26 protein-coding genes are annotated in these 25,075 nt (G+C 60.5%); 11 read left to right on the forward strand and 15 right to left on the reverse strand.

Annotated elements, in window-relative coordinates:
- Positions 1-26: 26 nt before the first annotated feature.
- Positions 27-740 (reverse strand): YafY family protein, encoded by a 714-nt coding sequence (locus Q1A91_RS11135; protein WP_299876798.1) that lies wholly within the window; start codon positions 738-740, stop codon positions 27-29.
- 76 nt (positions 741-816) lie between these two features.
- Here Q1A91_RS11135 and Q1A91_RS11140 point away from each other — a divergent pair, with 76 nt between their 5' ends.
- Positions 817-1,542, forward strand: a complete 726-nt coding sequence (locus Q1A91_RS11140; protein ID WP_299876801.1) for a glutathione S-transferase family protein — start codon at positions 817-819, stop codon at positions 1,540-1,542.
- On the opposite strand, the gene rnr is transcribed toward Q1A91_RS11140, so the two are convergent.
- From rnr to dapE, 4 genes are read right to left on the reverse strand one after another with little or no spacing between them, the layout of a single operon-like run.
- The gene (gene rnr / locus Q1A91_RS11145) at positions 1,511-3,769 is read right to left on the reverse strand and encodes a ribonuclease R (protein WP_299876804.1); all 2,259 of its coding nucleotides are present in this window, start codon (positions 3,767-3,769) and stop codon (positions 1,511-1,513) included. The two genes, Q1A91_RS11140 and rnr, sit on opposite strands and share 32 nt — an antisense overlap.
- 31 nt (positions 3,770-3,800) lie before the next feature.
- Complete coding sequence (locus Q1A91_RS11150) at positions 3,801-4,373, reverse strand: TIGR04282 family arsenosugar biosynthesis glycosyltransferase (RefSeq protein ID WP_299876806.1); 573 nt, start codon at positions 4,371-4,373, stop codon at positions 3,801-3,803.
- Positions 4,370-4,786, reverse strand: a complete 417-nt coding sequence (locus Q1A91_RS11155; RefSeq protein WP_299876809.1) for a GNAT family N-acetyltransferase — start codon at positions 4,784-4,786, stop codon at positions 4,370-4,372. Before Q1A91_RS11155 ends, Q1A91_RS11150 begins: the two co-directional genes overlap by 4 nt.
- The gene (dapE, locus tag Q1A91_RS11160) at positions 4,783-5,928 is read right to left on the reverse strand and encodes a succinyl-diaminopimelate desuccinylase (protein WP_299876812.1); all 1,146 of its coding nucleotides are present in this window, start codon (positions 5,926-5,928) and stop codon (positions 4,783-4,785) included. The genes Q1A91_RS11155 and dapE overlap by 4 nt, the downstream gene beginning before the upstream one ends.
- A 276-nt stretch (positions 5,929-6,204) precedes the next feature.
- On the opposite strand from dapE, the gene Q1A91_RS11165 reads away from it, so the two are divergent.
- The 4 genes from Q1A91_RS11165 to Q1A91_RS11180 all read left to right on the forward strand — a co-directional run bounded on the left by Q1A91_RS11165 (position 6,205) and on the right by Q1A91_RS11180 (position 10,765).
- A complete protein-coding gene (locus Q1A91_RS11165) occupies positions 6,205-7,788 on the forward strand; it encodes a Hint domain-containing protein (protein WP_299876815.1) in 1,584 nt (527 codons plus the stop codon).
- Position 7,789: 1 nt separating this feature from the next.
- The gene (locus Q1A91_RS11170) at positions 7,790-8,884 is read left to right on the forward strand and encodes a Hint domain-containing protein (RefSeq protein WP_299876818.1); all 1,095 of its coding nucleotides are present in this window, start codon (positions 7,790-7,792) and stop codon (positions 8,882-8,884) included.
- 122 nt (positions 8,885-9,006) lie between these two features.
- Positions 9,007-9,312, forward strand: a complete 306-nt coding sequence (locus Q1A91_RS11175) for a hypothetical protein (RefSeq protein WP_299876821.1) — start codon at positions 9,007-9,009, stop codon at positions 9,310-9,312.
- Positions 9,313-9,376: 64 nt separating this feature from the next.
- On the forward strand, positions 9,377-10,765 hold the full coding sequence (locus Q1A91_RS11180) for a PepSY domain-containing protein (RefSeq protein ID WP_299876823.1): 1,389 nt from the start codon (positions 9,377-9,379) through the stop codon (positions 10,763-10,765).
- A gap of 58 nt (positions 10,766-10,823) precedes the next feature.
- Here Q1A91_RS11180 and Q1A91_RS11185 read toward each other — a convergent pair whose 3' ends face one another.
- The 3 genes from Q1A91_RS11185 to Q1A91_RS11195 form a co-directional block, all read right to left on the reverse strand.
- Positions 10,824-11,162, reverse strand: a complete 339-nt coding sequence (locus tag Q1A91_RS11185) for a hypothetical protein (protein WP_299876826.1) — start codon at positions 11,160-11,162, stop codon at positions 10,824-10,826.
- 67 nt (positions 11,163-11,229) lie between these two features.
- On the reverse strand, positions 11,230-12,057 hold the full coding sequence (gene dapD / locus Q1A91_RS11190; protein ID WP_299876828.1) for a 2,3,4,5-tetrahydropyridine-2,6-dicarboxylate N-succinyltransferase: 828 nt from the start codon (positions 12,055-12,057) through the stop codon (positions 11,230-11,232).
- 64 nt (positions 12,058-12,121) lie between these two features.
- On the reverse strand, positions 12,122-12,670 hold the full coding sequence (locus Q1A91_RS11195; protein WP_299876831.1) for a thioredoxin family protein: 549 nt from the start codon (positions 12,668-12,670) through the stop codon (positions 12,122-12,124).
- 124 nt (positions 12,671-12,794) lie between these two features.
- Between Q1A91_RS11195 and Q1A91_RS11200 the strand changes: the two genes are divergently transcribed.
- Positions 12,795-13,646: an LOG family protein gene (locus Q1A91_RS11200; RefSeq protein WP_299876834.1), complete on the forward strand. Its 852-nt coding sequence runs from the start codon at positions 12,795-12,797 to the stop codon at positions 13,644-13,646.
- On the opposite strand, the gene Q1A91_RS11205 is transcribed toward Q1A91_RS11200, so the two are convergent.
- Positions 13,643-13,864 carry a hypothetical protein gene (locus Q1A91_RS11205; protein WP_299876837.1) on the reverse strand — a complete coding sequence of 74 codons (222 nt, stop codon included), beginning with the start codon at positions 13,862-13,864 and terminating at the stop codon, positions 13,643-13,645. The two genes, Q1A91_RS11200 and Q1A91_RS11205, sit on opposite strands and share 4 nt — an antisense overlap.
- Positions 13,865-14,104: 240 nt before the next feature.
- Positions 14,105-15,292: a 23S rRNA (adenine(2503)-C(2))-methyltransferase RlmN gene (gene rlmN, locus Q1A91_RS11210; protein WP_299876839.1), complete on the reverse strand. Its 1,188-nt coding sequence runs from the start codon at positions 15,290-15,292 to the stop codon at positions 14,105-14,107.
- 239 nt (positions 15,293-15,531) lie between these two features.
- Between rlmN and Q1A91_RS11215 the strand changes: the two genes are divergently transcribed.
- Positions 15,532-15,867, forward strand: coding sequence for a hypothetical protein (locus Q1A91_RS11215; protein WP_299876843.1), 336 nt, complete (start codon positions 15,532-15,534; stop codon positions 15,865-15,867).
- Between the two features lie 15 nt (positions 15,868-15,882).
- Here Q1A91_RS11215 and Q1A91_RS11220 read toward each other — a convergent pair whose 3' ends face one another.
- Positions 15,883-16,413 carry an invasion associated locus B family protein gene (locus Q1A91_RS11220; protein WP_299876846.1) on the reverse strand — a complete coding sequence of 177 codons (531 nt, stop codon included), beginning with the start codon at positions 16,411-16,413 and terminating at the stop codon, positions 15,883-15,885.
- A 174-nt stretch (positions 16,414-16,587) separates the two neighbouring features.
- Here Q1A91_RS11220 and Q1A91_RS11225 point away from each other — a divergent pair, with 174 nt between their 5' ends.
- A complete protein-coding gene (locus tag Q1A91_RS11225; RefSeq protein ID WP_299876849.1) occupies positions 16,588-17,568 on the forward strand; it encodes an asparaginase in 981 nt (326 codons plus the stop codon).
- Position 17,569: 1 nt separating this feature from the next.
- Here the strand turns inward: Q1A91_RS11225 and Q1A91_RS11230 are convergent, their stop codons facing one another.
- Both Q1A91_RS11230 and serB read right to left on the reverse strand, forming a co-directional pair.
- Complete coding sequence (locus Q1A91_RS11230; protein WP_299876852.1) at positions 17,570-17,884, reverse strand: YciI family protein; 315 nt, start codon at positions 17,882-17,884, stop codon at positions 17,570-17,572.
- A gap of 72 nt (positions 17,885-17,956) precedes the next feature.
- Positions 17,957-18,835, reverse strand: a complete 879-nt coding sequence (gene serB, locus Q1A91_RS11235) for a phosphoserine phosphatase SerB (protein WP_299876857.1) — start codon at positions 18,833-18,835, stop codon at positions 17,957-17,959.
- A 168-nt stretch (positions 18,836-19,003) separates the two neighbouring features.
- Here serB and Q1A91_RS11240 point away from each other — a divergent pair, with 168 nt between their 5' ends.
- The 3 genes from Q1A91_RS11240 to Q1A91_RS11250 all read left to right on the forward strand — a co-directional run bounded on the left by Q1A91_RS11240 (position 19,004) and on the right by Q1A91_RS11250 (position 22,618).
- On the forward strand, positions 19,004-20,143 hold the full coding sequence (locus Q1A91_RS11240) for a phosphoserine transaminase (RefSeq protein ID WP_299876860.1): 1,140 nt from the start codon (positions 19,004-19,006) through the stop codon (positions 20,141-20,143).
- Positions 20,144-20,224: 81 nt separating this feature from the next.
- Positions 20,225-21,820: a phosphoglycerate dehydrogenase gene (serA, locus tag Q1A91_RS11245; protein WP_299876863.1), complete on the forward strand. Its 1,596-nt coding sequence runs from the start codon at positions 20,225-20,227 to the stop codon at positions 21,818-21,820.
- A gap of 69 nt (positions 21,821-21,889) precedes the next feature.
- Entirely contained in the window at positions 21,890-22,618 is a 729-nt protein-coding gene (locus tag Q1A91_RS11250) for a metallophosphoesterase family protein (protein ID WP_299876866.1), read from the forward strand.
- Positions 22,619-22,709: 91 nt separating this feature from the next.
- Here Q1A91_RS11250 and ubiB read toward each other — a convergent pair whose 3' ends face one another.
- A complete protein-coding gene (ubiB, locus tag Q1A91_RS11255; protein ID WP_299876869.1) occupies positions 22,710-24,239 on the reverse strand; it encodes a 2-polyprenylphenol 6-hydroxylase in 1,530 nt (509 codons plus the stop codon).
- A gap of 64 nt (positions 24,240-24,303) precedes the next feature.
- Entirely contained in the window at positions 24,304-25,047 is a 744-nt protein-coding gene (gene ubiE, locus Q1A91_RS11260; protein WP_299876872.1) for a bifunctional demethylmenaquinone methyltransferase/2-methoxy-6-polyprenyl-1,4-benzoquinol methylase UbiE, read from the reverse strand.
- Positions 25,048-25,075: the final 28 nt, after the last annotated feature.

The following is a 25,075-nucleotide window of genomic DNA, read 5'->3' on the forward strand; positions in this document are numbered from 1 at the left end:
AATCAGCACTGATAAAGGGACAGTCCCTACGGCGCGCGGTCTTTTGCCCGTTCGCGCGCCTCTTCGCGCAAAATGGCGGTGTAGTCGCGCAACATGGGCACGCGCCGCGGGCGAAAGCTCTCTCCGGTGGTGCGCAGATCGTCCATACGATCCAGCCGAAACACGCGGAAGTCCTGCCGCAGGTGACACCACGCCATCAGCATATTGGTGTCCTGCATGTAGATGATCCCCAAGGGATCAACCTGTCTGGTGGTGCGGGCGCCCTGACCATCCGTGTAGGAAAACGCGATTGTATCTTCGGCCCAGGTCGCCGCGCGCAGGGCAGCCACATCAATGCGGGGCGGTTCGGGTCGAAAAAACCGGCGCGCATCCAGTATCGCATGCTGCAAGCGATGTGCCTGCCGGGGCGGCACGCGTGCGGTGATCTTGGCCAAAGCACTGGTTGCCGCTTTGGCCAGCGCGGGATCGCCAATCACCGCAACGTCCCGCAGGCCCAGCACCAGAGCCTCCAGCTCATCATCCTCAAACCCCAGCGGGGGCAACGCCGCATCTTCGATCAGCGTATAGCCAAACCCGGCCTCTCCGTCGATCACCGCGCCAAGGCCGCGCAGCGCATCAATATCGCGGTAGACCGTGCGGAGGGAGATTTGCAACGCATCGGCCAGTTGCACGGCGCGCACAGGCGCGGGCAACTGGCGCAGCGTGGTCATCATCTGGAACAGGCGGTGGGTACGGGTCATGGACATTTCATAGCTGATACTGACAAAAATTGACAGGATCGCATGGTATCTCACGGCAACCCTGAAAGGAGCCCATATGATCACCCTCATCACTTTCGCCCCTGCCTTTGGCCAACCCGCTGCAAGCCCGTTTTGCGTCAAGGCCATCTGGCTGCTGAACCTCTCCGGCCAACCGTGGCAGCGGGAGGACATCGCAGACCCCCGGAAAATGCCCAAGCAGAAACTGCCTGCCATTCGTGTGGGCGGCCAGATCATTCCGGACAGTGAGAACATTCGCCAGCACCTGGAAACCGAAGGCGTGGACTTCGATCAAGGGCTGTCTGATCTGGAGAAGAGCACGTCACATGCGTTCATTCGCATGGCGGAGGAGCATATGTACTTCCATATCGTCCTTGATCGCTGGGGCGACGATACCGTCTGGCCGATCATTCGTGACACATACTTCGACACTATTCCGGGGGTTTTGCGTGGATTTGTGACCAACAGGTTACGCAAAGCCTGCCTGCAAGGCATGGACCGTCAGGGTTTGGGACGTTTCACCCCCGAAGAACGGCTGGAGCGTCTGGAACCCGACCTCGTCGCCATCACAACACGGTTGTGGCATGGGCCTTATCTGTTTGGGGAGCGGCCTACAGCGGCGGATGCCTCTGTCGGGGCGATGCTCGCCACCATGCGGGCAACACCCGGCAAGACACTGCTCAAAACCCGCATCGCGGAGGATGAGATCCTGTGCCGCTACATCGACCGCTGCATCAACGCGATGGGTGGTGCTACCGGCGCGCCCGTGAGACTTTGCGCTTGAGCTTCCCCTTCTTGCGTTTTGCCTTTTGCGATTTCCCGCGGTGCCCACTGCGCCCTGCGGGCGATTGCCGCCCCTGGGCGACCTTCTGATCGTCGATCTCCAGAAGTTCCAGCGCGATGCCACCTGTTACGGGCACCGCTTCTGTCAGCCGGACGGTGACGCGTTGGCCAATGCTGATCACGATGCCCGTGTCCGCGCCCATCAATGTCTGGCTGTCGCGGTCGTAGTGGAAATACTCGTTCCCCAGCGTTCGCATCGGCAGCAGGCCGTCCGCGCCCGTCTCGTCCAGCTTCACGAACACGCCAAACCGCGCGATCCCGCTGATCCGTCCGGTGAAGCTGTTCCCCACACGTTCTGACAGATAGGAGGCCAAGTACCGATCCGTCGTGTCCCGCTCTGCCGTCATTGATCGACGTTCCGTATCCGAGATATGTGCGCCGATCTGTTCCAGCCGGTCGATGTCCTCGATTGGCAAGCCATCCTTCCCCCAACCATGCGCGGTGATCAGGGCACGGTGCACGATCAGATCCGCATACCGCCGGATGGGGGAGGTGAAATGCGCATAGGATTGCAGCGCCAGCCCGAAGTGACCGATATGCTGAGGACCATAATAGGCCTGCGTCATCGACCGCAGAGTCGACAGGTTGATCAGCTCTGCATCTTCCGTTCCCGCCGCATCGTTCAGCAAACGGTTGAGGTGCGATGTTTTCAGCACCTGTCCCTTTGCCAGCGTTAGCCCTGCCGCTTGGGCGGTCTCGCGCAGGCTATCAAGTTTCTCTTTCGTGGGCTCTTCATGGATGCGGAACAGCTGTGGCACGCGTTTTGCAAGAAGCGTCTCTGCGGCGGCGACGTTGGCGAGCACCATGAATTCTTCGATCAGGCGATGGGCGTCCAGACGGTCTTTGAAATTGACCGATTTCACTGTGCCATCGTCGGCCAGTTCCACCCGCCGTTCCGGCAGGTCCAGATCCAGCGGCTGACGTTCCGCGCGCGCTTTCTTGAGGGCGCTATAAGCCGAATAAAGCGGCTCTAACACCGGGGTTAGAAACTGTTCTGTCCGGTCATTCGGCTGCCCATCAATCGCCGCCTGCACCTCTTCGTAATGCAGGGAGGCGGGTGAGCGCATCAGACCGCGATGGAAGCTGTGGCTGATCTTTGTGCCCTTGGCGTTCAGCACCATGCGCACCGCAATGCAGGCGCGCGGCACCCCTTCGTGGAGCGAGCACAGATCGCCCGACAATCGGTCCGGCAACATCGACACCACGCGGTCGGGGAAATAGGTTGAGTTCCCTCGTTTGCGCGCCTCGCGGTCCAATGCAGAACCCGGCGTGACATAGGCCGCCACATCCGCAATCGCGACCCAGATGACGTGACCCCCTTCGTTTTTTGGGTCCTCATCCGCGTGGGCGTAACAGGCATCATCATGGTCGCGCGCATCGGAAGGGTCGATGGTAATCAGCGGCATGTCGCGCAGGTCTTCGCGACCCTTCAGCCCAAGCGGTTTCGCCGCATCCGCTTCGGCAATCACATCGTCGGGGAAATCATCGGGAATCCCGTGCTGGTGGATCGCAATCAGCGAGACGGCGCGCGGGGCGGAAGGGTCCCCCAACCGCGCCACGATACGGGCGCGCGGCAGGCCCATCCGGCCCTTTGGTCCGGCTTGTTCCGCCTCCACCAGCTCACCATCTTTCGCGCCATGCGTGGCATCGCTGCCCACGACCCATTCCTTGTCCGACCCCTTGTCGATCGGCAATATGCGCCCGCCCTCCGCTTTCTTGCGGAAGATGCCGATCACCCGGCGCGGATTTGTTCCAATCCGCCGGATCAGGCGCGCTTCGTAGTGGTGGTCGTCTCCCTTCACCTCGGTCAGACGCGCCAGAATGCGGTCGCCCTCTCCCAGCGCGGGGTCAGAAGCGCGGGGCAGCACCAGCACCAAGGGCTCAACACCTTCGCCTTGCCACTCCATCGGTTTGGCAAACAAATCGCCGTCACTGTCCGGCCCTGTCACCACCAAAACGGACACGGGCGGCAAACGGTCAGGATCGCGGTAGCTGCGCTTGCGTTTCTCCAGATGTCCTTCTGCCTCAAGCTCTTTCAACACACGCTTGAGGTCGATCCGCGCGGCACCCTTGATGCCAAAAGCGCGCGCAATGTCGCGCTTGGCGGTCTGGGTCGGATTCTCGCTGATCCAGTCGAGGATTTCTGATTTGCTGGGGATTTTGCTCATAAAGGGGAGGTAGCACGCACCCCGGCCCGCGTCATGGCAAATCGTCGGCAGTGTCCACGTCGCGCAGGGTGTCGGCTGTAGCGATGCGCTGTCCGGGCAAGGTGGCGCGGCTGTCCGCCAGCGCGTGTTCGGTAGACCAGCGCACGTTTTGCAGGAAGCCATGTGGCTGTCGGGCCGGATGTTTGAGACCGATCAGCCAATATCCCCCGTCTTCCGCCGGACCAAAGACAGCGTCGTGATCGCCCAGCGCCTGAAACGCGCGATGGATATGTGCAGGCGTGACGCCGGGAATGTCACCGCCGATCAGGCAAGAGGGGCCGGGTCCCGCAGCCCCCAACATCCGCGCCATGCGGTCGCCCAGATGTCCCGGTCCCTGCGGGATGCGGGGCAGATGTGCAGGCCAAACACGGCTTTGAAGCCCGGCTATATCCGGGGCGACGGCCAGCACAATTTCCCAACGGGGATCCTGCATTCGACGGAGCAGACGACGGGTCTGGTGGCGAAACCACCATGCCGCATCTGTCATCCCGATGTCACGGCCAAGACGGGTCTTCACCCGGCCTGCCTGCGGCACTTTCAGCATGACGATCAGGGTCCGTCTCACAACGGGCGCACCATGTCACGGTGCGGGATCCCCGCGTCATCATAGACCGGCCCGGTCGCCATAAACCCCAGCTTCTCGTAAAACCCCAGCGCATGGATCTGGGCGCCAAGCATTGCCTGCGTTGCCTGCCCCTGCGCCGCACCAAGAGCCGCTCGGATCAGTGCGGCACCAAGCCCCGTTCCGCGATGCGATTTCAGCACGCAGACCCGCCCAATCTTGGCCATATCCCCTTCGATCAGAATGCGCGCTGTGCCGACAGGGGTCGCGCCATCGACGGCCAACAGATGCAGGCAATCGGGATCAAGGCCGTCAATCTCATCAGGTTCCGGCACGTTCTGCTCTTCGATAAAGACCACCCGCCGCAAGGCAAGGCAGGTGTCCAGATCATCGGTCAGCGTGATCGTGACACTCATGCAAAGTAGTCGCGCAGGATACGGCTGTAGATGGCCTTGAGCTGGTGAATATGTTCGACGCGGACGTGCTCATCGACCTGGTGCATCGATTGGCCGACCAGCCCAAATTCGACCACCGGGCAATGCGCTTTCATGAACCGCGCATCCGATGTGCCACCGCTGGTGGACAGGACCGGCGTGACCCCCGTTTCCGCCACGACGGCCTGTGCAACAAGATCCGACAAACGGCCGGGCCGGGTGATGAAGCTTTCGCCTGATATGCGCACGCTCAGATCAATCTCAACGCCAAATGCGGCACGCACCTGCGCGACCTCCTCTTCCAGCCACGCGGTCAGGCTCGCTCCGGAGTGGTGATCGTTGAACCGGATGTTCAATGCAGCGGAACATGCGGTGGGGATCACATTCGTAGCCGGGTTGCCCGTGTCCACTGTGACAACCGCCAGCGTGGAGGCATCAAAGTGATCGCTCCCCTCATCCAGCGTGTGACTGGCCAGTCTGTCCATCAGACGCAGCATTGCAGGCAGTGGATTGTTGGCACGATGGGGATAGGCCGCGTGGCCCTGGGTGCCCGTTACCTTGACCTGCGCATTCATGGAGCCGCGCCTGCCGATCTTGATCATGTCGCCCATGGTTTCGGGACAAGTCGGTTCCCCCACAAGGCAGACATCCATCTGCTCTCCCTGCACCGCCATGTGATCCAGCAGCGCGCGGGTGCCATGATCGGCCACCCCTTCTTCGTCCCCGGTGATGGCAAGGATGATCGCGCCGTCCGGCGGCGTGGTCTGAACAAAGTCGACGGCTGCCGCTGCAAAGGCCGCGACGCCTGATTTCATATCCGTGCTGCCCCGCCCGTACATGACCCCGTCCCTGATCTCTGCCCCGAAGGGAGGCATGGACCAATTCACCTCTTCTCCGATGGGCACCACATCCGTGTGGCCGTTGAAACCAAAGCTACGTGCATGACCCTTGTCACCCCAGCGCGCATAGAGGTTTCTGATCCCCTCCCGATCCGCCCAGGTGCAGTCAAAACCCGCGTTGGTCAGAACGTCATGCAGCACATCCAATGCACCGGCATCCGCAGGCGTGACAGAGGGGCAACGCACCAGACGCGCGGTCAGTTCGACAGGGTCAAGGCCAGACATGGCGGGCTCCTTCGCAGTACCTGAGGGCAACGTTGCCTTTCTTGTGGCGAAAAAAGCGCGGTGTGAAGGGGGGTATGGCAAGAAACGCTTAACAGTTTCGCGTTTTCCGTGTTAACTTTGAGTTAATAATATGACCCGAGGCAGGGCATTCGCAGCAGTATCGCAGAGTTGAGCACCTGAAAACAGGGCCTGTTCTGCATCTTACCATCCGAAAAAGGGCATGTGCCCTTGGCCCGGCTGTGCTGTCCGCCTTTGGATAAAAAGGTGAGACGACCCATGCCAGTACCCGCGTCAGAACTGCAAATCGAAACAGTGCGCGAGGGCACGTCTGCCCTTGATATGGCGCAGACCATTTTCGGGAACGGGGCGACGGTCACCGGCGCTTCGTTTCGCGGAGATCGGGACAGTGCCGGGACATACTCAGGCGGGGACAGCACATCCCCCGGCGTGACACCCGGCGATGCCGGGATCATCCTGTCAACGGGCGATGCAGAGGATTTCACCAACTCAAGCGGACAAGCCAACCAGAACAATAACACGTCCACCAATACGTCCGGGCAGAACAACACTTCCCAGTACAACGCGGTGGCGGGCGCGCGCACCTATGACGCGGCAACACTGGACGTCGATTTCATCCCGGATTCCGACAAGATGACGATGAAGTTCATCTTCTCCTCGGAAGAATATCCTGAGTTCCAGAACTCCATCTATCAGGATTTCTTCGGGGTCTGGATCAACGGCACACTGGTGCCGATGGATGTCGGCAATGGCGACACCGATCCGGGCAACGTCAACACCACGAACAACATCAATATGTTCGTCGACAACCAGAACGACGACCACAACACCGAGATGGACGGCTTCACGATTACCCTGACATTGACCATGAACGTCAACCCCGGTGTCGTGAACTCCATGCGCGTGGCCATCGCGGATGTGTCGGATTCCAGTTACGATTCAAACGTGCTGATTGCGGCTGACTCTGTCCAGACCGACATCATTGCTGTGTCCGACGACGTAGATCTGTTTCCCGATGGTGAAAAAGTCATCGACGTTCTTGCCAATGATCTCAACGATGGTCCCGGCACGCTGACCATTACACAGATCAACGGCCTGGATGTGATTGCCGGGGACATCATTACGTTGCCGACCGGCCAGACGGTAAAGCTGAATGCAGACGGCACATTCACCGTGACGGGTGATGGCGATGTCGAGAACTTCAACTTCACCTATACCATCGACAACGGCCTCGATTCCGATGTGGGGTTTGTCAACGCAACCGGCGTACCCTGCTTTGTCGCCGGCACGATGATCGCAACCCCTGACGGCGAACGCGCAGCGGAGGCGTTGCAGCCCGGCGATCTGGTGCTGACGCAGGACGACGGCCCGCAACCACTGCGCTGGATTGGCACGCGGCAAGTGGCGGCTGAGGGGAAATTTGCGCCGATCCACATCCGCGCAAACACCTTCGGGACCCATCGCGATTTGCTGGTGTCCCCGCTGCATCGGGTGCTGATCCGGGACAACATGGCAGAACTGCTGTTTGGTGAACCGGAGGTTCTGGTCGCCGCCCGTGATCTGGTCAATGACCGCTCCGTGCGGCGGTGCGAAGGAGGTGAAGTCACGTATGTTCATCTGCTTTTTGATCGGCATCAGGTGGTGTTTTCCGAAGGGTTAGAGACGGAAAGCTTCCTTCCCGGCCCGCAAACCACCAAGAGCCTTGAGCCTGAAATCGTAGAGGAAATCTGTGCGATCTTTCCCGAATTGGATGCGGAAACCGGCACCGGGTATTCCCCGGCCGCCCGGCGCACCCTGAAGCGGTTTGAAGCGGATCTGCTGCGCGCCGGAAAGGTGGCCTGATATGACATGGCTCGCCTTGTGTGATCACGACAACCGCCGTCTGTCCCTGCGGGGCCTGGGGACCGACAAGAAAGACATGCCCCTGCTGGTGGACGATCCGCAGACCCTGCTGACGCGCGGCACGGTGATGTTTGAGACGCGGCTGTCACCTGACGGGCGTCCCCAGAAGCTCTTTGCCCACAAGAACACCCACCCGGAAATGCGCAGCCTGACCTTTCAGGCCATCCCCGGCGGCGGGATCGCCATGGTACAGGTCCAGGGCAGCACGATCAGTCACGCCGCGATAAAACGCGAAGATGCCGGCCGCACAGATGTCGCACGGATCACCTACTCCTGGGACAGCGAAATGAAATGGGCCCGCATGTCACTGGAACAGCCTGAAGAGACGGAAGTCACTTCCGTCTATATCGACAACCCATCGCCCCTTTCCCTGACAGACATCCGCGAGTTGATGCTGGGACATGGGGACCAGACCTTTGCGCAAGACATGATTTTCGCCGCACTGTCCGATCAGATCGAAGCTGTCGGACCATTGCCAACGCTGCTGCCCAACACGCCTTTGGCGACACCATGGGGATACCGTCCGATGCGGGATCTGCGGCGTGGTGATACAGTCCTGACCCGTGACAGTGGCACAGTGCCCGTCCTGCACCGGATCGGGCGCACCGTCCCCGCCCGTGGCAGCTTTCGCCCCATCCGGCTGCGCGCACCTTACTTTGGCTTGCAGCAGGACATCATTGTTTCCCCCGAACAACGGCTGATCATCGACGGGCCAGAGGTGGAATACCTCTTCAGTCAGGAAGCCGTGCTGGTGCCTGCGCGCCATCTGGTGAATGAGTTCGCCGCGATCGAGGAACCCTGCGGGCCGGTGATCACCTACGGTCAGGTGTTGCTGCCTGAACATGAGACAGTGATGGCCGCCGGTACGGCACTGGAAAGTCTCTATATCGGGCGCATTCGCCGCGATGGGCAGAAACTGAACAGTTCGGTCCTGCACCATCTGGAACGGTCCTTGTTGCCGGAACATGCGCGTCCGGCGCATCACGTGCTGCGGTGGTATGACGCCATTCATCTGGCGCGGCGACGCGCCGCATAATATTTTCGCTCCGCTTGATGAATGCGCTGGCCGTGTTCGCGAGGTTGGCTTAGCTATGATGTATGCGCGCAGTCGTTTCATCATTCCTGCGTCTGGCTTTGGTCTTTGTGTTTGGATGCGCGATGACCACGATGACTCTTGCTCACCGTACCAGCGTGCAGGTGCCTGATGGCGATATGCTTGCGTTCCTGCAAGCCGGCGGCACGCTGGCAGAGCTTTGCGGCAGCTTTGGAGAGAGCGGCGAAGGGATGACGCAGGATTGTGAGGCCTGTCGTCTGATTGATACGCTCTCCAGACCATCCGACGCGCAAGTCGTGCATATTCAGTTCCGGCTCCAGACCCAGCAGATGCAGCGCTGCGCGCAAGCACGCCATCATGCCAAGCCGCTGGATGCCACCCGTCTCAGCCGCGCACCGCCCCAGATCTGATCAACGTTTCATTTCCTTGATCAATATCCGCCCCTTGGCGGACCTTCTATGCTGGAGCATTCCAATGACGACTCTTGATATCAACGCACCCGGCGATACCGGTGCGACCAAACTCTACCGTGCCGCGTGGCGCTGGCACTTTTATGCAGGCCTTTTTGTGATCCCGTTCCTCATGATCCTTGCCGTCACCGGCATGGCCATGCTGTGGATCGCATGGGTCGATGGCCGTGACGGCGAACGCACACCTGTCGTGCCGCAGGATACAGCGATGCAAATCTCCATTCAGGCAGAGGCAGCGGTTGCGGCCATTCCGGGCGGTGAGCTGAAGCAATATGTAGCCCCGCGCACACCAGAAGTAGCAGCGCTGTTCCGCGTTGACCACGAAGGGGATGCAACCATGGTGGCGGTTGATCCCTATACCGGGCAGGTGATCGAAACCTTCCCCCGGCGCAGCGGCTGGTATGACTTTGCCGACGGCATCCACAGTGATTTGATGCTGGGCGTAACCGGCGACCGGATGCTGGAAACAGCCGCTTCGCTTGCGATGGTGCTGGTGGCAACGGGCCTTTACATGTGGTGGCCCCGCGGTGACGGCTGGCGGCGCGCGCTGGTGCCAACACTCGCGACGGGGCGATCCTTGTGGAAATCCCTGCACGGGGTTGTGGGCATCTGGGTTTCCATCATTCTGGTATTCTTCCTGATCTCTGGTCTGTCCTGGGCAGGCATCTGGGGGGGCAAGATGGTGCAGGCGTGGAGCCAATTCCCGGCCGAGAAATGGGACGCCGTCCCGCTGTCTGATGTGACCCACGCCAACATGAACCACGCCCGCCGCGAGGTGCCCTGGGCGCTGGAACTGACACCGATGCCAGCATCAGGCAGCGATGCCGGGGTGCCGGGGGTGACGGCACCGCTGGTCAATATGGGCAGCGTTGATGCCTTGGCGCGGGAGATCGGGTTCGATGCCCGCTACCAGATGAACCTGCCCAGCGGCGATGCCGGTGTGTGGACCCTCAGCCGGGATTCGATGAACACGGACAGCACCGATCCGATGTCAGACCGCACGGTCCATGTCGATCAATACACCGGCAACATCCTCGCCGATGTGCGGTATGAGGATTACACATGGGCAGGCAAAGCCATGGCAGTGGGCATCGCGCTGCACATGGGGACCATGGGATTATGGAGCGTGCTGGCCAATACAATCGTCTGTCTTGCGGTGATGTTCCTGTGTGTCAGCTCCGTGGTGCTGTGGTGGAAACGCCGCCCCGTCGGCGCGGGACGTCTGGCCGCACCGCCCATGCCGCGCGAATTGCCCCTGTGGCAGGGTGCGGTGCTGGTTGGATTGGCCGTGTCGATGGCATTTCCGATGGCAGGGCTGGCGCTGCTGACGGTGTTGGCACTGGACAGCCTGATCCTGTCACGGCTGCCGTTTTTGCGGCGGGCGCTGACCTGAACAGGCTCTAAACAGGGCCTTAGTCTCGAATTTGGGGGCGGCTGTACGTCGCACCTGATCAATCAAAGAACGGTGTCATCTGCGCGACGATCACTGCATTCTCCGCCAGGGCACGGGCCATCAGCGCGCGTTCCTCATCGTCGATCTCCTGACCGTCCGCTTCGCGCTCCGCCAAGGTGCCATACCCGGTCACATCCAAAGGTGCAGTATCCGCCTGCTTGAGGATGGCCACCGTCTCCCGTACCGCTTCCGCTTCGTCCACACCTGACGCAAAACACATCAACGCCGCCCCGGTTGCCTTGTCGGGCAAGCCGTCGCCTTCCTTGCGCCCGATCTGCACCAGCAAGGTAAAGACCTGCTGGCGGGAGGGCTTTTTGGGTTTCTTCTTGTCTGACATGAAAAGGGCCGCCTTTGGTATGAAAGGCAGCCCTAGCGTGATCAGGTTGGTTTGGGAAGTGTCGCGATCAGTCGCGCAGCAGCTCGTTGATCGACGTTTTGGAGCGTGTACGCTCATCCACCCGCTTCACAATCACCGCACAATAGAGGTTCACACCGTTCTTGGACGGCATGGAACCAGCCACGACCACGGACCCCGATGGCACTTCACCGTACATCACTTCGCCGGTTTCGCGATCCACGATCTTGGTGGATTGGCCAATGAAAACGCCCATGCCCAGCACGGATCCTTCGCGCACGATGCAGCCTTCGACCACTTCGGAGCGCGCGCCGATAAAGCAGTTGTCTTCGATAATGGTCGGTCCGGCCTGCATCGGTTCCAACACGCCGCCGATGCCCACGCCACCCGACAGGTGCACGTTCTTGCCGATCTGCGCGCAGGAGCCGACCGTGGCCCATGTGTCGACCATGGTGCCTGAATCAACATAGGCCCCGATGTTCACAAACGACGGCATCAGCACCACACCGGGCGCGATGAACGCCGACCGGCGCACCACGCAGTTGGGCACAGCGCGGAAACCGGCTTCGGTCCACTGCGCATCGCCCCAGCCCTTGAACTTGCTGTCGACCTTGTCCCACCAGCCGGCACCCTGCGGGCCGCCTTCCTGATGCTCCATGTCCTTGATCCGAAAGCCCAGCAGCACGGCTTTCTTGGCCCATTGGTTCACATGCCAATCGCCGCTCTCCATCTTCTCCGCGACGCGGAGCTTTCCGCTGTCCAATGCGTTCAGCGTTTCCTCAATGGCATCGCGCGTCTCACCGGTGGTGGCAGAGGTGATCTGATCACGGGTGTCCCATGCAGCTTCAATGGCGGTCTCAAGTTGGGCATTCGACATAGGGGCGCTCCTGAATGAAAAGGTTTGGCGGGCTATACCTGTGCGCGCGGACCTGCGCAATCTGTCAGCGCCATTTGATCGAACAGCCCATGGAGGCGGTCTGGTCCTCCGGACCACGTCCCGTCTGCGCCACTTGGGTCATCGCATTCAGCAATTCCGGCACGCGGTTTGCCGGGTCATCACGCATGCCAATGTCATCCAGCCTGCCGCGGTATTGCAGCCCACCCTTGGCATCGAACCCAAAGAAGTCTGGTGTGCAAACGGCCCCATACGCGCGGCCCACCGATTGATCCTCATCCACCAGATAGGGCGCTTGCAGGCCATGTGCCTTTGCAAAGGCGGTCATACGGTCCGGTGCATCAGCGGGGTAATCGTTGTAATCGTTGGACATGATCGCCACGCAGCCGACCCCGATCTCTTCCAACGCCTGCATGTCTTTTGCCAGACGGTCGATCAGGGCAATCACATAGGGGCAGTGGTTGCAGATGAACGCCACCAACAGCCCCTTATCCCCCATCACGCTGTCACGGCTGTGGCGCACCCCTTCGGGTGTGGCCAGATCAAAATCGGGCGCAGGCCAGTCAAAATCGCAAATCCTGGATTCAAGTAACATGGTGATGTTTCTCCCCGTCAAACACACGGCTCATAGTGAAGCCGCAGAAGACGGTGGTCAATTGTTCGCGTGCCGTGCATTCTGACGTCTGGCAACGCCTTGCCAGCATCATCCGGAGACCACGATGACACGAGAGAACCGCCGCCATCCCCTGCGGGACGCGATTGAAGACCGGCAGGCCGTACAGGTCACGCCAGATACGCCGCAAACGCGCGCATCCGCCTACCAACTGGCGTTCACCGACAATGACTTCATGCTGCGCGAAGAACTGCGGCCGGTGCGTTTGCAACTGGAACTGCTGAAACCGCAGATGATGCTGGATGAGGAAGGGATTCAATCGACCATCGTGCTGTTTGGTGGCGCGCGTATTCCATCGCCGGAAAACAAGGCTTCTGCCCGGACGGAGACATTGGCCGATCTGTCACGGTTCTATGAAGAGACGCGGGAGTTCTCGCGGCTGATGACGCTGAAGTCGATGGAAAGCGGTGGCGCCGAAGATGTGATTGTCACCGGCGGCGGCCCCGGTGTGATGGAAGCCGGAAACCTTGGCGCGCTGGATGCAGGCGGGCGGTCTATCGGTCTGAACATCGTGCTGCCGTTTGAGCAGGCACCGAACGAATATGTCACGCCTGAGCTGTGTTTCAACTTCCACTACTTCGCCATCCGCAAGATGCACTTCTTGATGCGCGCGAAGGCGATTTGCGTCTTTCCCGGTGGGTTTGGAACGATGGATGAGCTGTTTGAATCGCTCACGCTCATTCAGACCGGCAGGATGGAGCCGTTGCCCTTCCTGCTGTTCGGCACTGATTTCTGGAAAAAGATCATCAACTGGGAGGCGTTGGCAGACGCCGGGACGATTTCAGCTGAAGATCTCAATCTGTTCAAATTTGTCGAAACGGCAGAGGACGCCATGGCGGAAATTGCCAAATGGGAACGCGCCCCCGCGCGGCAGAAAGTGCCGGGCCGTTCGACTTAGTGGGCTGCGGCGGGCGCTTCTTCGGGCAAAAGACCGATTTCAATGTGGTGTGGCAGTGTTTCAACCACATGGCCCTCGTCCGTTTCGCGCACGGCATAGCCATAGCCCGCAAGGCGGTGCTGCCATTCACGAGGCGACAAAGCATGTTCGCGCTCGCGGATCACAAGTTCCATCACCTGGGCGATGATAAAGGGGTCTTTGGTAGACGGTGCAGACATCTGAAGTCTCCTAATCGCTTTTTGCAATGAAGAGAGACTGCGGGGGGGTCGTGGCGAAAATCGTTCACGTTTTTGGCAGAAAGAAGGTCATTTCGTGATGCCTGCGATTTTGAGACAGCATACCGTCAAAGCGAAACTATCACTGTAAATCAACGGTATGAACGAAATCCTGCGCGAGATTTCCAGCCCAACACACTGCCACATTCCAGCAGCAAACAGATTTTAACCAATGACCTCGGGTCAGCCTGCGCTGCCCAGACCGGCTTCTGCCTCGATCTGCTTGCGCGACTTGCGCGCCCGCTCCGTGGCGGACTTCAACTGGCCACAAGCGGCCATGATGTCCTCCCCCCGTGGCGTCCGGATCGGAGAAGCATAACCGGCCTTGTAGATGATGTCCGCAAAGCGCCGGATGCGGTTGTTGGACGACCGCTTGTAGGGTGCACCGGGCCATTCGTTGAAGGGGATCAGGTTGATCTTGGCCGGGATGCCTTCGATCAGTTTGATCAGGCGGTGCGCGTCTTCGTCACTGTCGTTCACCCCGTCCAGCATCACGTATTCAAACGTAATCCGCTCTGAGTTGCGGCCGCGCGGATAGGTGCGCAGGGAGGCCAGCAGCTCCTCAATGTTCCAGCGCTTGTTGATTGGCACGAGCGTGTTGCGCACTTCATCCGTGGTCGCATGGAAACTGACCGCCAGTTGGCAGCCGATCTCATCCGCCGTCCGCTCAATCTCCGGCACCACGCCGGAGGTGGACAGGGTGATGCGACGGCGGGACAGTTGAATGCCCTCTTCATCCATCGCGATTTTCATCGCGTCGCGCACGTTCTCGAAGTTGTAAAGCGGTTCACCCATGCCCATCAGCACAATATTGCTGAGCAATCGCGTCTCATCCTTCGGCGCGCCGATCTCCGGCCATTCGCCCAGATCATCGCGGGCGACCATCACCTGCCCTATGATCTCTGCCGCTGTCAGGTTGCGCACCAGCTTCTGGGTGCCAGTATGGCAGAACGAACAGGTCAACGTGCACCCGACCTGAGAGGACACACAAAGCGTGCCGCGCCCCTCTTCCGGGATATAGACAACCTCAACTTCATGCCCGCCGGCGATGCGCACCAGATACTTGCGCGTGCCGTCTTCGCTGACCTGCTTGGTGACCACCTCTGGTACCTCGATCACGAACTTCTCTGCCAGTTCCGCCCGGTAGGCTTTGGCAAGGTTCGTCATCTCCGCAAAATCGCGCACGCCCCACTGATAGATCCACTGCCAGATCTGCCCCACCCGCATCTTCGCCTGCTTTTCCGGCGTGCCATTGGCAATCAGCACATCGCGCATGGCCGCGCGCGTCAGACCCACAAGGTTCTGCGGCCCTTCGGGCAGTTTGCGCGGGATGGTATGAACGTCTTGAGTGATCGGTGCGGTGGCTGACATGGGGACGACTCACGGGTTAGGGGTGAAGCGCCTGATATATAGGGTCGCGCGGGATTTGCAAAAAGGGACTGCAAGGTAAGGGATGCCCTACTTGCGCTTCAAAGGTGCAAAGGCCAGAGTGTTCCCCATTCTTAAGACCAATTTTTAAAAAGCAGCGCCCTTCGCCGGTTGTCCAAATTTTTGGGATGACAGGCAAACTCAAAGGGGCAATGCGCAATGCTATAGAGAGGAAGACGATTATGCCTATCACTCTAGGTTTGATTTTTACATTTTGCACCGCCGCACTGGTGATTTTCGGCGACTACCTGATCAAGATTGCAGCAGACCGGGGTCACGGCGTTATGTCGGGACTGGTGATGTCGGGATGCATTCTATACGCCGTATCCGCCCTGATGTGGTTCTACGCCCTGCATCACGTCACGCTGTCGCAAGCAGGTGTGGCCTATTCCATGCTGACGCTTCTCGCGCTCTGCGCCATCGGTGTCGCATATTTCGGAGAGGTGCTTTATCCGCGTGAGATCGCAGGGATCGGCTTTGCCCTGCTGGCGATGGTCCTGATGATGCGGGTTGCCTGATACCAGCGCTGCGGTTTACCCGCCGCAGCGCTTTGCCGCATCCTCGACCGCTGCGGTAAAGCCCAGCAGGGAAAACGTGTCCTTGGTGTTGGTCCCACGCCCGGACACACCCGTGACAACCGCATCCGCACCGCGTTTCATCGCCGTGATGATCCGCGCGTCATCCTCTGTGGTGGCCGGCCATGCCCACTCCCCTTCGGTGAACAATTCAAACGCGTTGCCAGAGATGTTCAGGTTCACCGTGGATCCATCCGCAAAAGGATAACCGCCCGTGAAAGCCACCTGACCCTTGGCACCTGCGGACGGACGATAAAAGACCATCAGCAAGGTCTGACCCCGGTTCACCGCCACAACGCGGCCATCGCGGGAATTCACTGTCTCCTTCGGTGTGGACACGCCCCAGCACTCTGTCGGGTTGTCCTCAACAAACACGCTCCAGTCGGTCTTGGCAGCGACACGGTTGGTGCTTTGGTCCTGTGCAAATGCACCCGTTGTCAGCACACAGGCCAGACCCGCACCCACGGCAATCGTCTTCAAAAATTTCATCTGTTCAGCCTCCAGACTTCCCAAACCTCAATACATGCAGACCCTTTGGCGGGTTTTGCGCCGCTCTCCATCACGGGACTGTTCTCTTTTGTTCATCAAACATACTAACGTAAAAGAGGCGACAGGCGAAAGAGCCCATTGGCGGCTTTTTGCCAAGAAAAAGGACACAAATTCATGAGCAACCCAGCGCCATTCGCGGAAATCTGGCGTGGTGATTTCCTTGAAAGCGTCCATTCAGGGCATGCGGTGATCTGCGGTGACAAGGGTCAGGTCGTGGAAAGCTGGGGCGATCCGGATGCGATGATGCTGCCACGGTCCTCGTCCAAGATGATCCAGGCCCTGCCGCTGATCCAATCCGGCGCGGCTGAGGCGGCGGGTCTGACCACACGGCACCTTGCCGTTGCCTGCGCCTCCCATCAGGGGGCTGCGATCCATACGGATCTTGTGAACGCATGGCTTGCGGCGCGTGATCTGACCGATGATGCGCTGCGGTGCGGACCGCAAACCCCCGCGGACAAAACCGCGCGGGACGCGTTGATCCGCGCTGATGAGGCCCCTTGCCAGTGTCACAACAATTGCTCCGGCAAACACGCAGGATTTCTGACGCTGACACAGCATCTGGGCGCAGGCCCGGAGTACGTCGAGATTGACCATCCCGTCCAACAGGCCTGCCTTGAAGCCTTTGAGCGTGTGACCGATGAATCCTCGCCCGGATACGGGATCGACGGGTGTTCGGCCCCGAACTTTGCCTGCACCATGACAGGAATGGCCCGTGCCATGGCCCATTTTGCTGCGGCCCCCGATGGATCTGCCGAAGCGCGCCTGCACCAAGCCATGCGCCTGCATCCCGAACTGGTCGCAGGAGAGGGGCGCGCCTGCACGGAGTTGATGCGCGCAACGGACGGCAAGGTCGCGTTGAAGACGGGTGCCGAAGGCTACTTCATCGCCATTCTGCCGGAACAACACATGGGCATCGCGCTCAAAGCGGCCTGCGGCACAACGCGGGCGGCAGAATGTGGGATCGCCGCGCTGCTGGTGCGGCTGGGGGTGCTGGACGCCAACCACCCTGCCGCGATCAAACGGATGAACGCGCCGATTGAAAACTGGCGCGGGATCAGAACCGGAACCATGAAAGCAGCACCCGGCCTGATCTGATCTACATCTCTACAATTGGCGCGACCTCGGCGGTGCCGCTGCCATCCGCCACCATTGGGCAGGCCGCAGCCACTTTGCAGGCTGCGTCAATGTCGTCCGCCCGGATGATCGTGAACCCCGACAGCGGGTTTGCACCGCCGTTGTCCGCCACACCCGTGGCACTGATCGTCTTGGACATGCCCACCGGATTGCCCGGATGCACGACGTTCTCTCCGATGTCCTTGTACCAGGCCTCCCAAGCCGCCATCGCCTTGGCTCCTTCTTCCGGAGTCTCCGGCATCTTGCCACCGTGATAGGCCAGCATGAAATCAGGCATCTGTTCTCTCCCCCTTGGTGTTGAAGGGGGGAGTATATCAGATTTTGCCCTCTTTCGCGACGCGCCCTGCGCTCAGCCGACGAAATCCGCCTTCGCATAGCCCTGCACATACAGGAGCGCGGTCAGATCCCCGTGGTTGATCCGGACCTCGCATTCCGCCGCCACGCTTGGCTTGGCGTGCAGCGCCACACCCAGCCCGGCACGGTCCAGCATGCCCAGATCATTGGCCCCGTCCCCCACAGCAATCACATCATCTTCGGCAATCCCCAACCGCGTGGTGATCTGCTCCAAGGCATCGACCTTGGCCTGTCGCCCAAGGATCGGCACCCCGACTTCTCCGGTCAGCTTCCCATCTTCAATCAGCAGCGTATTGGCGCGATTCTCATCAAACCCCAGATGCGCAGCAACGGCAGAGGTAAAGGCGGTGAACCCGCCCGATACCAGCGCCGCATGCCCGCCCCGCGCCTTCATCGTCGCCAGCAGGGTCTTGCCGCCGGGCATGTAGGTGATGCGCTGCGCCAGAACCTGATCAATCACAGCCGCGTTCAGCCCCCGCAACAACCCAACCCGCTCCCGCAGCGCCCCGTCGAAATCCAATTCGCCATTCATGGCCCGCGCAGTGATGTCCTTCACCCGCGCGCCTACGCCCGCTTCATCGGCCAGTTCATCAATACATTCCTGCTGGATCATGGTGCTGTCCATATCCGCCAGGAGCATCTTCTTGCGCCGCCCTGCGGTCGGTATCACCACCAGGTCCACACCCTGCCCCTGCACATCCGCCCAGACATCCCAGCGGTTGCCTGGTGCCCCCGGCATATCAAACTCGACCGCCTCCCCCGGCGCCAACCACCGCAGATCACTGCCCCCCCAGGCATTGCGCAACGCGGTCACCATCTCAGGTGCCAGCGGTGCAACGGGGTTGGGCGCAGTCAACAGAACAGCTGTAAACATCTGGTTCTCCGGGTAAAGTTTCCGATCCGCGACATTCGCGGGCAGAAATAGTCTGTTTCCGGCGCTCTAGCGTGATTTAGCGCCTTGTGCCAGTGCCCACCCCGCCGTAATTCGGTCCGTGGGACACCCTTCCCCAACGAAGGGCGCATATCTGTGAGGATAACAGGAATGACTATTCAACAACCGGCCACGCGGCCGGCAAACCCGCGTTTTTCATCCGGCCCCTGTGCCAAACCCCCGACATTCACGCTTCAATCGCTGTCCGGCGCACCGCTGGGCCGCAGCCACCGTGCGGCCCCCGGCAAGGCCAAGCTGCTGGAAGCGATCGAGACCACGCGCGAGATCCTCGGCGTGCCTGCCGACTACAAGATCGGCATCGTGCCTGCGTCCGACACCGGCGCATTTGAGATGGCCATGTGGACCATGCTGGGTCAGCGCCCTGCGGAAATGGTCGCATGGGAAAGCTTCGGCGCAGGCTGGGTCACCGATGTGGTCAAGCAGCTCAAGATCGAAGCGACCACGCATACGGCTGACTATGGCGAGATCGTTGATATGGCGGCGCTCAACTACGACCATGACGTCTGCTTTACGTGGAATGGCACCACCTCCGGCGTGCGTGTGGCATCCGGCGATGTGATCCCGGCCGACCGCGCGGGCCTAACGCTTTGCGACGCGACCTCTGCTGCCTTCGCGATGGACCTGCCGTGGGACAAGCTCGATGTGACCACCTTCTCCTGGCAGAAGGTGCTGGGCGGTGAAGCCGCCCACGGCATGCTGATCCTGTCCCCCCGCGCGGTGGAACGGCTGGAGTCTTACACACCGCCATGGCCCCTGCCGAAAATCTTCCGCCTCACCAAAGGCGGCAAGCTGAACGAAGGCATCTTCCGGGGCGAGACCATCAACACGCCCTCCATGCTCTGCGTCGAGGACTATATTCAGGCTCTAACATGGGCGAAATCAGTCGGCGGCCTGCAAGGTTTGATCGCCCGCGCCGATGCCAATGCCGGCGCGATTGCGGATTTCGTTGCCGCACATGACTGGATCGACTTCCTCGCCAGTGACCCCGCGACGCGCTCCAACACCTCGGTGTGTCTGAAGTTCACCGACGACCGCATCACCGATGGTGCCGCCTTCGCAAAAGCTGTCGCCAAGCGTCTCGCGGATGAAAACGTCGCGCTCGACATCGGCGCTTACCGCGATGCCCCTCCGGGCCTGCGCATCTGGTGTGGTGGCACGGTGGAAACATCCGACATCGCCGCGATGCTGCCCTGGCTCGCCTGGGCCTTCGAGGCCGAAATCAACGCATAATCAACGGTGGGTTTCACCCACCCTACGCCGGTAGGGTGGGTGAAACCCACGCGCACCCCATTCAACAAAAGGACCGCTCCCATGGCCCCCAAAGTACTCATCTCCGACAAACTCTCCGACGCCGCCGTGCAAATCTTCCGCGACCGCGGCATCGACGTCGATTTCCAGCCCGATCTGGGCAAGGACAAGGACAAACTGGCCGAAGTCATCGGCAATTATGACGGCCTCGCCATTCGCTCCGCCACCAAGGTCACCGAGAAAATCCTCGCCAATGCGCCCAACCTCAAGGTCATCGGCCGCGCGGGCATCGGCACCGACAACATCGACAAGGACGCGTCTTCCAAGAAAGGCGTGATCGTGATGAACACGCCTTTCGGCAACATGATCACCACCGCCGAACACGCCATCGCGATGATGTTCGCTGTCGCGCGGCAAGTTCCCGAAGCCTCCGCCTCCACTCACGCGGGCAAGTGGGAGAAATCCAAGTTCATGGGTGTGGAGCTGACCGGCAAAACGCTGGGCGTCATCGGTGCGGGCAACATCGGCGGCATCGTCTGCGACCGCGCGCGCGGTTTGAAGATGAAGGTCGTGGCCTACGATCCCTTCCTCGGAGAAGAAAAGGCCGAAAAGATGGGCGTCGAGAAAGTCGAACTGGACGAACTCCTCAAACGCGCTGACTTCATCACCCTGCACGTACCCTTCACCGATCAGACGGCGAATATCCTCAGCCGCGAGAACCTTGAGAAAACCAAGAAAGGCGTGCGCATCATCAACTGCGCCCGTGGCGGTCTGGTGGATGAAGAGGCGCTGGCCGATCTGCTGAAATCCGGCCATGTCGCAGGCGCGGCCTTTGACGTGTTCAAGGTCGAACCCGCTACCGAAAACCCGCTCTTCAACCTGCCCAACGTGGTCTGCACCCCACACCTCGGTGCCGCGACGACCGAGGCGCAGGAAAACGTCGCCCTGCAAGTGGCCGAACAGATGTCCGACTATCTGCTCACGGGTGCCGTAACCAACGCGCTGAACATGCCCTCGGTGACGGCGGAAGAAGCCAAAGTGATGACCCCGTGGATCAACCTCGCCGGTCACCTTGGTGCCTTCATCGGCCAGATGACGGACGAGCCGATCAAAGCCATCAACATCCTTTATGATGGCTCCGTTGCTGAAATGAACCTCGAAGCGCTCAACTGCGGCGTCGTCGCGGGCATCATGAAACGCGCCAATCCGGACGTGAACATGGTCTCCGCCCCGGTGGTCGCGCGTGAAAAGGGTATCCAGATCAGCACCACCAATCAGGACAAATCCGGTGTCTTCGACGGCTATATCAAAGTCACTGTCGTCACCGACAAACGCGAGCGTTCCGTTGCGGGCACCGTGTTCTCCGACGGCAAACCGCGCTTCATCCAGATCAAAGGCATCCAGATCGATGCCGAAATCGGCGCGCATATGATCTACACCACCAATGAAGACGTGCCGGGCATCATCGGCACCCTGGGTCAGACCATGGGCGAAAACGGCGTGAACATCGCGAACTTTACCCTTGGCCGGGCGGAGGTGAAAGGCGAGGCGATCGCACTTCTCTATGTCGATGAACCCGTGCCCGCCCCGGTGATCAGGAAGCTCGAAGCAACCGGCATGTTCACGCAAGTGAAACCCCTGCAATTCGACGTCGCCTGAACAGATACAGGGCGGGTCACACAAGGCCCGCCCTTTTCATCTGCTGCCACGCAGCCTATGCCTGCGCCCATGACAACACCGCTCTACGCCATTGGCGACATCCACGGCCAGCTTGACGCCCTGCACGCCGCGCTCGACCTCATCAAAGCCGACGGTGGGCCTGACGCGCATGTCGTCTTCCTTGGCGATTACACCGACCGCGGTCCGGACAGCAAAGGCGTGCTCGATCTGCTGGTGCAGGGCCGCGCGGACGACCGCAACTGGACCCTTCTGCGCGGCAACCACGACCGGATGTTTGCTTGGTTCATGCACGAATACCCATTGCACGACGCCTATCTGCCCATCGACCTCTACTGGCTGCACCCGCGGCTCGGCGGGGACACGACTCTGGCCTCCTATGGCATTGACTTCTCGGAACGAAACCGCCAACTCGACGTACACGCCCAAGCACGCGCTGCCGTGCCGCAATCCCACGTCGATCTGCTCAACAGCCTCACGCCCTTTTATGAAACCGATGACCTCTTCTTCGCCCACGCAGGCATCCGCCCCGGTGTGCCGCTGGACGAGCAAGACATCGAAGACCTGCTGTGGATCCGCAAGGAATTCCACGCCGTCCGCTACCCCCATCCCAAGATCATCGTGCACGGCCACACGCCGGTGGAACGCGCACAGCACTACGGCAACCGGGTCAATCTCGACAGCGGCGCGGGTTACGGCAAACCCCTGACCACCGCCGTCTTTGAAGGCAAAGACTGCTGGACGCTCACACCCAAAGGCCGCATTGCCCTGACCCCATAGCGCTACGCCGACCGCCCCTTCCAAATGGTTCAAAAAACCCGGGGAATCGGCCCCCTTCGGGCCGATGGGGCAGAGCCCCTCATAGAAGACTCTAAAAGACCCGATCCAACAGCCAGAACACGACGGCCCCACCAACCAGACCGCCTGCCCCGGCCAAAACAATCCACCGCCAGAACGTCGGCCGTGGCGGCGTCTCTTCATTGGCGCGGAGCAAGGCATCCTCCACCAGCTGTGGCAAACGGGGGCCAAAGCGCGCCAACACCATCGCCGTGCTGGCCAGATCATTCAATGCCGCGCGTGGCCCGATGGATTTGGTGATGTAATCGGTGACAATCGGACTTGCGACTTCCCAGATGTTGATATGCGGGTTCAACGACCGGGCAACGCCTTCGACAACCACCATGGTGCGCTGCAACAAGATCAGCTCGGTCCGTGTCTCCATCCCGAAACGCTCTGTCACTTCAAACAGATAGGTCAGCAGTCGCGCCATGGAGATGCGCGTGGCATCCATGCCGAAAATCGGCTCTCCCACAGCGCGCAGGGCGCGGGCGAATTCATCAACATCCTTGTCCGCAGGCACATAACCCGCTTCAAAATGCACCTTCGCCACCCGTTTGTAATCGCGCCGGATAAAGCCATAGAGGATCTCTGCATAGACCCGCCGCGTATACTCATCCAGATAGCCCATGATCCCGAAATCATAGGCGATGATGTCCCCGTTGGGCGCGACCTTCAGGTTGCCCTGGTGCATGTCCGCGTGGAAATACCCGTCGCGCAGGGCGTGGTTCAAAAACAACTGCAACACCCGGTTGCCCAGCGCCACACGGTCATGGCCTGCGGCGTCAATCGCGTCATTGTCGCCCATCGGTGCGCCATCTGCCCAGCCAAGCGTCATCACCCGGCGGGCCGACAGGTTCCACTTGATCTGAGGCAGTTGGAACCCGTCGTCTTTCTCCGTATTCGCCGCAAACTCGGACGCAGCGGCACTTTCCAGACGCAGATCCAACTCCCCCCGTACCACGCCGTCGAAATGTTCGATCACTTCCATCGGGCGCAGCCGACGTGCGCCGGGGGCGAAAATCTCTACCATGCGGGCGGCCAGATAAAAGGCGTCCACATCCTTGCGAAACGCCTTCTCGATCCCCGGCCGCAGCACTTTGACCGCTACTTCTTCGCTGTTGTCCGCCAGCCGCGCCTTGTGGACCTGCGCAATCGACGCCGCTGCCACAGGTTCGCTGAATTCCGAGAATAACTCATCCACCGGCAGACCAAGTTCCCGCTGCACTTCTGCCTTGGCCTCCGCGATGGAGAAAGGCGGCAATTTGTCCTGCAACACGCGCAGCTGCACCGCCAGCTCATCCCCCACCACATCGGGCCGGGTCGACAAGACCTGACCGAACTTGATGTAGGCCGGGCCCAGCGCCGTCAGCGCACGGGTCGCAGGCGGCATCGTCGGATCCCCCTTCAGGCCGAGGAACTTGAACGGCAGACCCAACGCGCGGGCGACAAACCGCAGGGCGGGCGGCGCCTCAAACGCATCGAGCACCACATTCATCGCGCCTGTGCGCTCCAACGTGGCGCCGGTGCGAATGAGCCGCCAGATGTTGTGTGGACCGCGCATCAGGCTGTCCCCGCGGGGACAGTTGTGCTTAATGCAGCGTTAACCACAACCAGTTGACAGAACATCAGATTTTCCACCCCGAATGCAGGGCTGCAATGCCCATTGTCAGGTTGCGATAGCTTGCGTTCTCAAACCCGGCGGTGCGGACCATGTCCAGAAATGTCTCCTGATCGGGGAAGTTGCGGATCGATTCCACCAGATACTGATAGCTGTCGCGGTCATTGGCGATCAGCTGTCCCATGCGCGGGATCACGTTGAAACTGTAGAGGTCATAGGCCTTTTGCATCATCGGATTGGGCAGTTGGCTGAACTCCAGCACCATCAGGCGGCCACCGGGGCGCAGCACACGGAACGCTTCATTCAGCGCTTCCTGGGGCCGGGTCACATTCCGGATGCCGAAACTGATGGTGTAGACGTCAAAGGTATTGTCCTCGAACGGCAATGCCATCGCATCGCCCACCACCCAATCAAGGCTGTCCGCCATTGCAGCGGCTTCCGCCCTCTTGCGGCCTTCGATCAGCATCCCTTCGGTCAGGTCGCAGACCGTTGCATGCCCATGCCCCGCGCGTTTGAGGAATTTGAACGACACATCGCCCGTACCCCCCGCTACATCCAGCAGCTTCTGCCCCGCGCGCGGTGCCAGCCAATCCATCATCGCCTCTTTCCAGATGCGGTGGATGCCCACGCTCATCACATCATTCATGATGTCGTATTTGTTGGCCACGTCCGAGAACAGGTCGCGGACCATGCCCGCCTTCTCGTCCTCGGGGACTTCACGGGCACCGAAATGGGTGGTTTTGTCGGTCATGGTCTTGCCTCTGCCTTGCTAAAGCGGG

The sequence above is a fragment of the uncultured Sulfitobacter sp. genome (genome assembly GCF_947500075.1).
Taxonomy (GTDB): Bacteria; Pseudomonadota; Alphaproteobacteria; order Rhodobacterales; family Rhodobacteraceae; genus Sulfitobacter.